This window comes from Aeromonas sp. FDAARGOS 1402 (genome assembly GCF_019046925.1).
Classification (GTDB): Bacteria; Pseudomonadota; Gammaproteobacteria; order Enterobacterales; family Aeromonadaceae; genus Aeromonas; species Aeromonas caviae.
In genome coordinates this window covers 1636512-1648852 of record NZ_CP077201.1, presented here as the reverse complement: position 1 = coordinate 1648852, position 12341 = coordinate 1636512, and the positions used below count along the sequence as shown (strand labels likewise).

15 protein-coding genes are annotated in these 12341 nt (G+C 61.0%); 6 read left to right on the top strand and 9 right to left on the bottom strand.

Annotated elements, in window-relative coordinates; translation table 11 throughout:
* Nucleotides 1-7: 7 nt before the first annotated feature.
* Nucleotides 8-871 (bottom strand): 4-hydroxybenzoate octaprenyltransferase, encoded by an 864-nt coding sequence (gene ubiA, locus I6L32_RS07865; protein WP_042864636.1) that lies wholly within the window; start codon nucleotides 869-871, stop codon nucleotides 8-10.
* Nucleotides 868-1419, bottom strand: coding sequence for a chorismate lyase (locus I6L32_RS07860; protein ID WP_042879173.1), 552 nt, complete (start codon nucleotides 1417-1419; stop codon nucleotides 868-870). Before I6L32_RS07860 ends, ubiA begins: the two co-directional genes overlap by 4 nt.
* A 145-nt stretch (nucleotides 1420-1564) precedes the next feature.
* Here I6L32_RS07860 and I6L32_RS07855 point away from each other — a divergent pair, with 145 nt between their 5' ends.
* On the top strand, nucleotides 1565-1996 hold the full coding sequence (locus I6L32_RS07855; RefSeq protein WP_010672440.1) for a flagellar basal body-associated FliL family protein: 432 nt from the start codon (nucleotides 1565-1567) through the stop codon (nucleotides 1994-1996).
* A gap of 56 nt (nucleotides 1997-2052) precedes the next feature.
* Nucleotides 2053-2223: a hypothetical protein gene (locus I6L32_RS07850; RefSeq protein ID WP_010672439.1), complete on the top strand. Its 171-nt coding sequence runs from the start codon at nucleotides 2053-2055 to the stop codon at nucleotides 2221-2223.
* Between the two features lie 57 nt (nucleotides 2224-2280).
* Here I6L32_RS07850 and I6L32_RS07845 read toward each other — a convergent pair whose 3' ends face one another.
* From I6L32_RS07845 to I6L32_RS07840, 3 genes are all read right to left on the bottom strand, one after another.
* Nucleotides 2281-2619 carry a DUF2799 domain-containing protein gene (locus tag I6L32_RS07845; protein WP_010672438.1) on the bottom strand — a complete coding sequence of 113 codons (339 nt, stop codon included), beginning with the start codon at nucleotides 2617-2619 and terminating at the stop codon, nucleotides 2281-2283.
* A 168-nt stretch (nucleotides 2620-2787) separates the two neighbouring features.
* On the bottom strand, nucleotides 2788-2910 hold the full coding sequence (locus tag I6L32_RS23500) for a hypothetical protein (RefSeq protein ID WP_010672437.1): 123 nt from the start codon (nucleotides 2908-2910) through the stop codon (nucleotides 2788-2790).
* Between the two features lie 265 nt (nucleotides 2911-3175).
* Nucleotides 3176-4198, bottom strand: a complete 1023-nt coding sequence (locus I6L32_RS07840) for a LacI family DNA-binding transcriptional regulator (RefSeq protein WP_041212112.1) — start codon at nucleotides 4196-4198, stop codon at nucleotides 3176-3178.
* A gap of 252 nt (nucleotides 4199-4450) precedes the next feature.
* On the opposite strand from I6L32_RS07840, the gene I6L32_RS07835 reads away from it, so the two are divergent.
* From I6L32_RS07835 to I6L32_RS07820, 4 genes are all read left to right on the top strand, one after another.
* Nucleotides 4451-4894, top strand: coding sequence for a PTS sugar transporter subunit IIA (locus I6L32_RS07835; protein ID WP_216944904.1), 444 nt, complete (start codon nucleotides 4451-4453; stop codon nucleotides 4892-4894).
* Between the two features lie 32 nt (nucleotides 4895-4926).
* The gene (locus I6L32_RS07830; RefSeq protein WP_042879175.1) at nucleotides 4927-5214 is read left to right on the top strand and encodes a PTS sugar transporter subunit IIB; all 288 of its coding nucleotides are present in this window, start codon (nucleotides 4927-4929) and stop codon (nucleotides 5212-5214) included.
* Between the two features lie 60 nt (nucleotides 5215-5274).
* Nucleotides 5275-6531 carry a PTS ascorbate transporter subunit IIC gene (locus tag I6L32_RS07825; RefSeq protein WP_011704190.1) on the top strand — a complete coding sequence of 419 codons (1257 nt, stop codon included), beginning with the start codon at nucleotides 5275-5277 and terminating at the stop codon, nucleotides 6529-6531.
* 215 nt (nucleotides 6532-6746) lie between these two features.
* Nucleotides 6747-7796 carry a glycosyltransferase family 9 protein gene (locus I6L32_RS07820; protein WP_307772557.1) on the top strand — a complete coding sequence of 350 codons (1050 nt, stop codon included), beginning with the start codon at nucleotides 6747-6749 and terminating at the stop codon, nucleotides 7794-7796.
* Nucleotides 7797-7817: 21 nt separating this feature from the next.
* Here I6L32_RS07820 and I6L32_RS07815 read toward each other — a convergent pair whose 3' ends face one another.
* The 4 genes from I6L32_RS07815 to I6L32_RS07800 are packed head-to-tail and all read right to left on the bottom strand — an operon-like array spanning nucleotide 7818 to nucleotide 12330.
* A complete protein-coding gene (locus tag I6L32_RS07815; protein ID WP_216944903.1) occupies nucleotides 7818-8513 on the bottom strand; it encodes a glycosyltransferase family 32 protein in 696 nt (231 codons plus the stop codon).
* Complete coding sequence (locus tag I6L32_RS07810; RefSeq protein ID WP_042864640.1) at nucleotides 8510-9241, bottom strand: glycosyltransferase family 25 protein; 732 nt, start codon at nucleotides 9239-9241, stop codon at nucleotides 8510-8512. The genes I6L32_RS07815 and I6L32_RS07810 overlap by 4 nt, the downstream gene beginning before the upstream one ends.
* The gene (locus I6L32_RS07805) at nucleotides 9222-10544 is read right to left on the bottom strand and encodes an O-antigen ligase (protein WP_254203900.1); all 1323 of its coding nucleotides are present in this window, start codon (nucleotides 10542-10544) and stop codon (nucleotides 9222-9224) included. The genes I6L32_RS07810 and I6L32_RS07805 overlap by 20 nt, the downstream gene beginning before the upstream one ends.
* A 22-nt stretch (nucleotides 10545-10566) precedes the next feature.
* Nucleotides 10567-12330: a polysaccharide deacetylase family protein gene (locus I6L32_RS07800; protein ID WP_216944901.1), complete on the bottom strand. Its 1764-nt coding sequence runs from the start codon at nucleotides 12328-12330 to the stop codon at nucleotides 10567-10569.
* Nucleotides 12331-12341 lie beyond the last annotated feature (11 nt).

Sequence of the window (12341 nt, the reverse complement as noted above, 5' to 3'; positions counted from 1 at the left end):
GGGCAGGTTAGAGGTAGTGAACCATAACCCCGAGCAGCACCAGCGCCCCCACGTAGTTGTTGTTGAGGAAAGCCTGGAAGCAGGCTTCCCGCTGCCGCTCCCGGATCAGTCGCTGCTGGTAGACGAACAGCGCCGCCGCCCCCAGCAGTCCCCAGTAATAACCGGATCCCAGCCCCATCAGCTGCCCGATCCCCAGCAGGATCAGCAGGGTCGCCAGTTGCAGCGCGCCGATGATCCGCTTGTCGTGACGGCCGAACAGGATGGCGCTCGACTTGAGGCCAAGCTTGAGGTCGTCATCCCTGTCCACCATGGCGTACTCGGTGTCATAGGCGATGGTCCACAGCAGGTTGGCAAGAAACAACAGCCAGGCTTCCGGCGGCAGGGCATTGGCCTGGGCCGCATAGGCCATGGGAATGGACCAGGAGAAGGCCATGCCGAGCACCAGCTGGGGGATGGGGATGAAGCGCTTCATGAAGGGGTAACAGACCGCCAGCAGCAGACCGGCAAAGGACAGGCTGATGGTGAGCGGGTTCAACGTCAGCACCAGGGCGAACGAGAGAAGCGCCAGCACGGCGAACAGCACCAGCACTTCCCGCTCGGCGACCCGCCCCATGGGCAGCGGTCGCCCGGCGGTGCGTTTCACATGACCATCGAAGTTGCGATCCGCATAGTCATTGATGACACAGCCGGCGGAGCGCATCAGAAAAACGCCCACCACGAACACGGTCAGGATCCAGGGGTCAGGCAGGCCACCAGCCGCCAGACAGAGCGCCCACAGGGTCGGCCACAGCAGCAGCAGGGTACCGATGGGCTTGTCGATGCGGGCCAACTGCGCATAGGCCAGTCCCCGCTCCTTGGTTAACAGCTTCACTCCAGCTCCTTATCCGATGGCAACGAATGAGACGATAGCGAGGGCAGGAAAAGTTCATGGACCAGCAGTGGCCATTGCCCCAGAAACAGGCGGGAACGACGCCCCCAGACGGTGGCGGCCGGACACCAGGGATTGCTCGCTATCTCGAAACAGGCCAGTTGCAGGTGATCCCGCCGCGCCGGTGCCTCACCGAAAATGCGCTCTCCCAGCGGCTGCTCTCCCAGATCCTGCAAACCGCCCCCCTGCAAGGCCGCTTCGGCAAACAGGGTCCAACCCAGGATGGCAGGCCCGCCATCACCGTGCAGGATCACCTCGCGGCACATGCCTACGGGGGCCGACACCGCCACCAGCGCCTGCTCGTCCACCGTCAGCGACACGGCGCGATTGCCGAGCAGTTGCACCGAGAGGTGATGATTGTAACGACGCAGGCGCCGGGTCATGGAATCGGCCTCCAGCAACCAGGGACGCAGCGCCTCGGGTGGTTCGCACTCTGCAGGCGCCCGCCACGGGACGAGCTGGACGAGGGGAACAGTCAACTCGGACTTCACAGCTTCACCATCCGGAGATTTCCGTTGTCAGGTTAAAAACCGGTTTATTATCCGTAAATCAATGGCGAATTGTAAGAACATCCGTGCTTGACGGCCCCGATGGCAGCATCAAAAATGGGGCATCCGTCGCTGCCGAGCCATCCAGATGAAGATCTTCAGAATTCTGCTGCTGTCCCTGGGGTGTACCCTCTTGAATACACAGGCCTTCGCCAATGAGGAAGAGGCCACCGATCCCGCCTCCTCCGCCGTCCAGCCGGGATTCGCCTATCACGCTCTGGATCCGGACATCATCACCAACTACCTTGGCGACGGCAAAACCCTCGGCTATGTACGGGTGACGGTAGAGCTGATGGCCACGGACGCTGCCGACCTCAAGTTGCTGGAGCAGCACGACCCCCTGATCCGCGACGCCATCATCCGGCTGATTGGCAGCAAGACGGGCGCACAGATCAAGTCCCTGGTGAACCGGGAAGAGCTGCGCAAGGAGTGTGAGGCCAAGGTCAACGAGCTGCTGGTCAAGGAGACGGGCAAGAAGGCGGTCCGCGAGCTCATCTTCACCAAATACCTGTACCAGTAACCACACCGGGAGGGGTCCTGCCCCTCTCACCCGTTGCATTCACTGTCGAGGACGTCATGGGTCACAAGACGCTGTGTGAGTGGCGCCGTCACGAGATCCCCGCCGATCTCAAGACGCTGCGCAAGATTGTGCGCAAACCCAAATTCGTGTGTGGCAAGTGTGCCCGCAGCGCCAATGACAAGGATTACCTGTGCCAGCCGCTGCGGCTGAAGCATAAAGAAGGGTAGGTCCCTCTTCTCACGAAGAGGTTCACGCAATATTTCAGAAGAGAGAGGAAGGCTGATTTATTGATCAGTCCAGCCATGGCGACCCTGTTCAAACAGGCGACGGGCCTGCACGTCGTTGGGACAGACGCCGCGATACTCCTCTCCCGACCGTCCTGCCAGATAGAGATGCTCGGGTCGGCAATACCAGGCCAGCCCCTTCTGGCGACCCAGCTCCCAAAGGGCAACGTCCACTTTTTCCCCGCACTGGGTCTGGTGAAAAGCCACCCGATCGCCAGCAAAACCGAGCTTGCCGTCCGCCTCTCCCACGTCGCTCCACACCTTCTCGCAAGGGTCGTCGGAGTTGGAAACACAGCCCCCGAGCAGGGCGGCACAAAACATGATGACGAGTGAGCGCATATTCATCCTTGGCGTCGTTGGAATCGTTGTTGAGCCGCTGCCTGCCTCGTACAGCGTCATTTGAGCAGTTCATTCTAACCAGCCCGCCCCGTTCTCACCAAGGGCTGCCCCCCTCGCCACACAAAAAATCGGGCGGGCACCAGGCCCGCCCTCAGGCGTTACAGGGAGTCACTGATCGTCGAGAGGGTCATAGTCCTGCCAGCTCTCGTCATCCAGCTCCTCCAGCTCGTCTTCCCAGGATTCCGGCTCCCAGTCATCATCGAGATCGAAATCAGGCGTCTGCGTACCCATGCTCATTCTCCTTGGATAGTGCACCGGCCTACAAAGTCTATCCAGAATAATGGTGCTCGCCAGTGGTTCCGCTCAGAGCTTGACCAGGGTGCAGCCAGCCACCTGGAGTCATGGCTCCGGTGGCATCCACGCTCTGCTCCAACCCGGTGACAGACCGGGCGAACACGTCGGCTGGCAGTGCCCGCGCAGGGCGACGGTGCACCGACCTGGCCTTCGGTCACAACGCCTTGAACATGCTTGCCTCGCCCTGTCGTGGCATCGCTCGTCAGGTGCTCTGGCGCTTTTGCAATTGAAAATCCAGGGCGAGGCTCATGCCGGCCACCTCCTCGCCCGCCAGTTGGCGCAGGATCAGCTCCGCCGCCTCCCTGCCCATCTGGTGATAGGGGATCCTGACCGAAGTCAGCGCAGGATGACAGGCGCGTGCCACATCCAGATCGTCGAAACCGGCGATGGCGAGCTTGCCCGGCACGCTCAGATGGCGGCGCTGGCATTCGAACAGCACCCCGGCCGCCAGCTCGTCGTTGACGCAGATCAGCGCATCCAGTTCGGGCCAGCGCAGCAGAAACTCCCCCAGCATGGCCGCCCCCGTGCTAAAACTCGGCAGCTCAGAGGTATTGATGATGGCGTCCGGGGAGAGGTAGTTGTCCAGCAGCGCCTTCTGCCAGCCCTGCATGCGCTGCTGCAGCATCCACTGCTCCTGGCGGGCACAGAGAAAGCCGATGTTGCGATGACCGCGCTCGATGAGGTGGCGGGTCAGCTGATAACCGGCATCGAAGTTGGAGACCCCGACGTTCATGTCGATGGGATGGCGCGCCATGGCTCCCACCTCCACCACCGGCAAGCGAGCCGCCTGCAGGCGCTGCCGGATGACCTCCCCGGGATCCCCCCCAAACAACACCACGGCGGCCGGATTGTGCTGCAGGAAATTGCTGAGCAGGCTGGCCTCCTGCTGCTTCAGGTGCTGGGCATCCCCCAGCATGATCTGATAGCCCTCGGCGAGCAGGGTCTGCTGCAGCCCGGCAATCATATCACCGCAGGCGCGCTCCGCCAGGCTGGGGACGATGACCACTATGGTCTGGGAAGTGGCGGAAGCCAGCGCCCCCGCCGCCCGATTGGGGATATAGCCGAGTTCATCCACCGCCGCCTCGATGCGCTCGCGCATCTTGTCGGACACCAGCTCGGGGGTGCGCAGGGCGCGCGACACCGTCATGGCTCCCACGCCAGCCAACTGGGCCACGTCGTTGAGGGTCACCCGACCCGTGCTGCGGCGTTTTTTCGCTTCTGACATCCTTTCCCTTCCTCGGCATACGGGCATTCACTTTAAGGCAAAAGCGGGGCACTGACTATTTGCTCAAACCGGATTTTACCTTCTTTGAGGCCGATAAGGGGCAGGATGAATCCCTTCTGTGAGAGAAATGATAGCGCTATCACAGATCAATGTTAGCGCTATCTGGTAGCGCTAACTTTCGCGATCAAGCTCACAGTTATCAAGAGGCAAGATCGCTAGATTGGCGCCATCCTATCCAGCCCGGACACTGCCATGCTGACCCAATTGCTGACCGAGGAGGTCATTTCCATCGAAGCGGGCGCCCGCGACTGGCGCCACGCCATCGAGCTGGCCACCGCCCCCCTGCTGGCCAACGGCACCATAGAGCCTTCCTATGTGGCGGCGCTCTATCGCTCCCACGAGGAGCTCGGCCCCTACTACGTGCTGGGACCGGGCCTGGCCATGCCCCACGCCCGCCCGGAAGACGGCGTCAACCGGTTGGGACTGGCGCTGACCGTGCTGAAGGAGGGGGTCAACTTCGGCTCCGAGGGCAACGACCCGGTGCGGCTGCTGGTCACCCTGGCCGCCAGCGACAGCAACTCCCACGTGGAGACCATCGCTCAGCTGGCCGAGCTGTTCATGAATGAAGAAGACGTGACGGCCATCATGGCGGCCACCAGCAAAGACGACATCCTGCGCATCCTGGCGCGTTATTGAGTGGCGCCCTGCGCCCGACAGAGGAAGAGAACATGAAGATTCTGGTTGTATGCGGACACGGCCTGGGCACCAGCCTCATGATGGAGATGAGCATCAAGAGCATTCTCAAGGAGCTGGCCGTGACGGCCGAGGTGGATCACCGGGATCTCGCCTCCGCCGGCAGCGAGAGCGCCGAGATCTTTGTCGCCACCCGCGACATCGCCGAACAGCTGGTCAGCATGGGCGTCAACGGCCGGCTGGTATCGCTGGACAACATGGTCGACAAGGCCGCCATGAAAGAAAAACTCGCCATCGCCCTGCGCGAGCTGGGCGCACTCTAACCCCTTTGCAACTGTCTGGGCGGCCGGTGAGCCGCCGCTTCCATCTGCTTGGAGCTGACCATGGAATTTTTCAATTTTCTGATGTTTGACGTGCTGTCGGAGCCGGCCGTGCTGGTTGGCCTCATCGCCCTCATCGGCCTGATCGCCCAGAAGAAACCGGTGACCGAGTGCATCAAGGGCACGGTCAAGACCATCATGGGCTTCGTCATCCTGGGAGCCGGCGCCACCCTGGTGGTGAACTCGCTGGGCGACTTCGCCACCATCTTCCAGCACGCCTTCGGCATCAAGGGGGTCGTCCCCAACAACGAGGCCATCGTCTCCATCGCCCAGCAGTCATTCGGCAAGGAGATGGCGATGATCATGTTCTTCGCCATGCTGGTGAACATCCTGATCGCCCGCCTCACCCCGTGGAAATTCATCTTCCTGACCGGCCACCACACTCTCTTTATGTCGATGATGGTGGCGGCCATCCTCTCCGCCGGCGGCATGAGCGGCATCCCGCTCATCGCGGTGGGCAGCCTGGTGGTCGGCGTGACCATGGTGCTGTTCCCGGCCCTCGCCCACCCCTACATGAAGCAGATCACCGGCTCCGATGACGTGGCACTCGGCCACTTCTCCACCTGCTCCTACGTGCTGGCCGGCTGGATCGGCGCCAAATTCGGCAACAAGGCCCACAGCAGCGAAGAGGTGCAGGTGCCCAAGAGCCTGCTGTTCCTGCGCGATACCCCGGTGGCCATCTCCTTCACCATGGGCATCATCTTCCTCATCACCTCCGCCTTCGCCGGCCCCGAGTTCGTCGCCAGCGTCGCCAAGGGCAAACACTGGTTCATGTTCTCCCTGATGCAGTCCATCACCTTCGCCGCCGGTGTCTACGTCATCCTGCAGGGGGTACGGATGGTCATCGCCGAAATCGTGCCGGCCTTCAAGGGGATCTCCGACAAGCTGGTGCCCAACGCCAAGCCGGCGCTGGACTGTCCCATCGTCTTCCCCTACGCCCCCAATGCGGTGCTGATCGGCTTCCTGTCGAGCTTTGCCGCCGGCCTGGTGGGCATGGTGCTGCTCTACCTGCTGGGGCTCACCGTCATCATTCCGGGCGTGGTGCCGCACTTCTTCGTCGGCGCGGCGGCCGGGGTGTTCGGCAACGCCACCGGCGGTCGTCGCGGCGCTCTACTCGGTGCCTTCGCCAACGGCCTGCTGATCACCTTCCTGCCGGTGTTCCTGCTGCCGGTGCTGGGTGATCTCGGCTTTGCCAACACCACCTTCAGCGATGCCGACTTCGGCGTGGTGGGGATCCTGCTCGGCCTCATCGTACGCTGATCACTCTTCCCCATCGGGGGCATGGCCAGCGGTGCCATGCCCCCGCTCATCTTCCCGCACAGCCAGCCGGGCCCCACCAGCCCGAACAACGTCGAAAATATGTGCAAACACAGTGCGTTGGATCGGATTTTCACCCCATAGCGGCAGCATCTGACAGGGGAGTGCGATATGCTGATGCGCTGACGTTCAACCCGACCTCGCTCGAGGCCCTTTCCATGAAATACCTGGTAGTACAAACCAAACAGATAGGAGATGTGCTGATCTCCACCGCACTGTGCAACAACCTCAAGCAGCACGACCCTGCCGGGGAAGTTCACTATCTGGTCATGGATTACTGCGCGGGCATGGCAGAGGGAAACCCCAACATCGATCGGTTAATCGTCATCGAGAAGGCGCGCCGCAACGAGTGGCGCTATATGAAGGATTTGCTGCTGGGCATTCGCCGCGAACGCTACGATGTGGTGATCAACAGCCAGGGCCAGATGATAGGCCTGCTCACCTGCCTCTTCTCAGGCGCCCGCCTGCGGATCGGCTTCGACTCCTTCCCATGGCGCCTGGGCCACAACCGCATCGTGCGCTTTCGCCATGACACCGAGCATCAGGGCAACAGCACCCTGGTGGACGACCGGTTTTCACTGCTCAAGCCCCTCGGCCTCGCCAGGGAGGATCGCAACTACTACCTCTGGCTGAGTGAAGAAGAGAAACAACAAGGAAGGGATGCCCTGCTGGCCGCTGGCGTCGACCCGACCCGGCCACTCATCGCCATGGGAGTGAACTCCCTCGGGCATTACAAGCGCTGGCCCATCGACTGCTTCGCCAAGGTCGCCCAGTGGCTCATCGAGGAGCACAATGCCCAGATCCTGGTCTATTGCGGACCGGGGGAAGAGGAGTACAACCGGGGGCTGAAGCCGCTGCTGCCAGAGGCGTTGCAGGCCAGCGTGTTTGACCATGTTCAGACCCGCTCGGTACGGGAGCTGGTGGGGCTCTTCGCCCATTGCCAGCTCTTCGTCGGCAACGACACCGGACCGCGGCACATGGCGCAGGCGCTGGATATCCCTCTGCTCACCATCGTCTCTCCCCTCGGACACTCCGCCATTGCCAATCCCGTCTCTCATCCCCGTTACCGCTTCGTCGACACGGGTCGTCAGGATCCGCAGCAGGAAGTGCGCGAGGTACAGATGCAGCTGGATCAGCTCTGGAGTCAAGTCACACCCGTCACCGGCAAGCAGGCAGATGGAGACATGGCTCCCCTGCCCACTGTCTAGCACGGTGATGCCATATCGCCGTCATTTGCGCAGGCGGAAGAACTCCTTCTGCCATTCATAGAGATACCCTGACCAGCCTTTGGCCTTGGCACGCAGGAACACAAGACCGGATGAGCGTTTCCAGCTGTGCTGGAACCAGTGGGTCATGTAGCGCTCTGCCGCCGGCTCGAAATGAATCGCCTCCCCCTGGTAGTTGTAGAAATAGTGCACGGGGGCGATCAGGGTGGTATCCCCTGATGATGCCAGCTTCTCCGAGACCAGGTGTGTCATGATCTCCGGCCCCATGTACATGGGAGAGGACATGATCTCCTGTTCATAGAAGCGCACCAGTTCGGACAGCATGGCCGAATCCTGTCTCGCGTAGATGACCGCGGTGCCGATCAGCCGATCGGATTCGTAGCCAACGCCAAAGGCCACGGACTCAAAGAGCGGGAAGGGATCCTGGTTGATGGTGACATCAGTATCCAGATACAGACCCCCTTCCTGAGCGAGGATCTTGAGCCGCAGGTAATCGGTCACGAAGGCCAGCAGGCCTCGCCGGTAGCACTCCCGGGCAAAGGTGCACTCCTGTATCCAGCGTTTGACCTGCGGATCCGTGTCCAGCCAGAGCTTGTAGTCGTAACCCTGCTTGCGCCAGTCATCGATGCACACGTGCGCCAGAGGAGGCAAGCGGCTGCCGAGCCAGATGGCGTGAATGGTTCTGTTGGTCGCACTCATGCCTTGCCCCCCGCCTGTTTCATGTTCCACAGGGCCATCCTGACGAAGCGGTAGAAGCGATAGAGTTCACGGGTCAACTTGAATCCCAGCGGAACTTTCTTCAGCACGACCTGATTCTGGATGTCGCTGCCCATGTCCCGCGGACTGTAGATGGCATAGGGAATCAGGCCGGTACAGATGAGCCCGGTGCGATAGGACTCACCGATGAAGTTGTCGACCGAACAGAGCCACCGCTGGCTGTGGGCCAGCAACCGGCGGGCCCCTTGGGGAGAGATGCTGTATCCCGTGGTCCAGCACGAGTTGTTGTGCCAGAACATGAGCTGCATGTTGTCCACTGTAGTCAGGGCCGTGGCGGTACCGATCTGGGGTTCCACCTTCACGTACTCGTACTGTTCGTGGATCTTCGGCAGGGTACCCACCACCTCTTCAAAATACTGGGTGGGCAGGAAATCGTCTTCCAGGATGAGGATGGGCTCGTCGAGCTCGACACACTTCTCCCACAGCAGATAGTGGCTGGCATAGCACCCCTTTTCCCCGGGCGTCAGCGGTCTGCTGCGAAACCGGATCCTGTGCTGATCATCCGGCAGGGCCTGCAGCCGCTCGGGCAGCCCCTCAAAACCGTTCACTGCGCTGAAAAATTCGAAGGGGATGCCTCTGGCAGAGAGCACAGACTCGACACGACTGCGCCGCTCGACGGCCCTGTCCAGACTAATGACGTAAATTTTCATGACCTTCCTTTCCAAGCCTGTTCAGTTCCCAATGCAATGCGGTCGAGTAGATGGCGCCCATGAAGACGCTGAATACCCACTGCCCGGAACGCATGTAGAAGAATGATTCGAAGTTGTTGATGATGAGCCAATAGAGGATGAAGGAGATGGCCAGCATCTTGATGAAACGGGACGAAACCGGACAGCACAGCACCTGGCGGAGCACCGAGAAAAGTGTGCCATACAACACCAGGAAACCGGCTACCCCCCAGCACACCAGTGTTTCCATGTTGGAGTTGTGCAGGTGACGAAACTCCCGGGTAATGTAGTCAGGCAGCGTCTTGGAGAGGGTGATCACCAACGACTGGCTGCCATAGCCTGTCCCGAAGAAGGGGTGAGCCAGGAACCACTGGATGGCCTCCAGCCAGGTCTTCAATCGCACCCCGATGCTGAAGTCCCGTACCTCGTTCCAGTTACCCGTCAGGATGGCATGCACATCCCCCTGATGCACGAAGCCGGCCAGCAGCCGCTCCCGGATGAACGAAACCTGATAAAGCGCCAGCATGGTCATCAGCAAGATGGCGTAGATCAACACCACCTTGCGCCTTGGCCAATGCTCTCCTCCCCCCAACAAGGGGAGGATGGCCAGCGAAGCCGAGATCGCCAGCCAGGACTGACGGGACTGCAGAATGACGGAGAAGACCCCGAACAACAGGATGCCGAGCAGGATCCCGGCATTGCCCAGCGACAGCTTCCTGAATTTCGATGTAAGCAACAAGAGCACAAAAAACAGGAAGCAGGCACCCGCGATCAGGGAGCCGTGCTGGGCATTGCGGTAATTGAAATCTACCCTGGCCCCATCAAGACCTGTCTCGACGATGGAGAAGAAGGAGGAGTGATAAGCAAAGGTGAAAATGACACCGAGGCAGAAGGTCAGCAGGGTGATGACGATGCGGCGCGGGTCCCCCTTCAGCCAGTAGGCGAGACCAAGGAAGAAAAAGAGGTATGCCATCGACTTCACAGAAGGGTATTTGAGGGCATAGTCGGGCACGAACTGTCTGGATGCGACCCAGCTCAGGCACTGTACCACCACGGCCAGACAGAGCAGTTGAAAGATCCTGTTCCTTGTAAAGAAGGCCCTCTCCACATAGAAGGCCATCAGGGTGGCCAACACTATGATGGTCTGGCAGACGTCGGCGATCAGCTGAATCGAATCCTTGAACAGGGTGTAACCCAGAATATTCAGGAAGATGAAGTTGCCGAACGCCTGGCCGTGAAAGATGCGGAGAAAATCGTCACTCGTCGATGAGTCATGATCTGTCATACGGAGCAAGGTGTATTCCCTGTCAGGTTTTTCGGAAGACATAGTTGCCACGAATCTTGCGCCACAGACCGAACATGTCTGTGCGGGGGAAGATGGCGATCCGGCGGATCTGGAACGGATCCCGGTGCATGGCTCTGGGGCCGCTGTTGGTGGCCACAGCATAGCGATAACCGGCGGCAACGGCCTGGGCTTTTGCACTGTCGTTCAGATCCCCGTAAGGATAGGCAAACGAGATCAGGGGATGGCCGAGCAACTGCTCCAGCCAGGCCTTGTTGGCCTGGATCTGGTGGGCCTGCTCCTCTGGGGGGAGCGTACTCAGGCGGGGGTGAGTCAGGGTATGGCCCCCGATCTCCACATGACCGGAGGCCACCAGCGCCTTGATTTCGTCCGGGGTCATCAGGGTCACCGGGGTATCGGGGTGAGTCGGGTGCTCCACATCCCAACGATTGTGATCCTCACCGGTCACCACATAGACCACCGCCTTGTAGCCATACTTTTCCAGTAGCGGCAGCATGCGGGTGAGGTTGTCCCGATAGCCGTCGTCCACGGTGATCATCAGGTACTTCTTGCCGTATTGCAGCCGGTGGATGAACCCGTTCTCCGCCAGGTCGGCAAATGTCAGCGTCTCGTAGCCCAGCCACTTCATCAGCTTGAGGTGCTTCTCGAACATGGCGACCGGGAGCCAGGTGCCATGCACTCCCTTTTCGCTCTCGTGCTCGATGAAGCGGTGATACATGATGACCGGCATCTCCCGGCGCAGGGTCTCGACCACGGCGTCCTGATAGACGGATTCCAGCCCGGTCACGACGCCTTGCAAATCATACTCTTGCAGGATCCGTTGGCGCACTGGGTCTGGCACCACCTTGGAGGCCAGCGCCGAAGGGATCTGCGCCTTCAGCCCGGCAAAGTCGATGGCCAGATCCCTTGGGCCGATGTCGCCGAAGTTGCTGGCGAGGGCCTCGTCCAGATTCTGCTCCGTCACCAGACCGATGGCCCTGGCTTCGCCGATGGCAAACGCCGGACGACCGCACAGCAGCGCCTCCATCGCCACCCGACCGGCACCGATCACCAGATCGCAGCCCGCCATCAGGGTGGGCACATCGTCCACATAGCCGACGAAGTCGACCTTGTCCTGAAAACGGGCAAAACGCGCCGGCACCTGGGTGCCGCTGACGACGCGCACCCGGCAGGCTTCCAGATCCAGCACCTCGTCCAGCAACCGGTAGCAGAGCTCCCCCTTGGGACCGCTCAGCCGACCAATGATGGCGATCACCGGTTTGCCGTTGTCCGGTATCGGCACGGGCTGGAACTTGTCGGTCTCGATGCCGTTGCGCAGCACCTGCACCATGGCCGGGTCCACCCCCAGGTTGTCGATGATCTGGCTGGCGATATCCTCGCACACCGCCACCGCCCTATAGCCCAGCGCATGGAATGCCTTGCGGGAGGCGTGTACCGGCTGGCGCCCGTGCACCGTGGTGATCATGGGGGTGCCGGTCAGCTTGCAGGCGACGTAGCTGCTCCAGCCCGAGGCGCGCGAATGGGCGTGCACAAGCTGGATCCTGTGCTTGCGGATCAGATAGATGAGATAGAAGACGTGCCAGAAGCGGCGCAGGATGCTGCGCTTGTTGAAGCGCAACCGAAAGACCGGCCCCAGAGTCGGCTTGGTCAGGGTGTCAGAGACGTAGAAAACCTGGTGGCCACGGCGGGTCAGCTCGTTGCCGACCGTGGTGGCATAGACCTCCGCGCCCGTCACTTCGAGCTGGGAGAGAGCCATCAATATGTTCATGCAAGCGCATC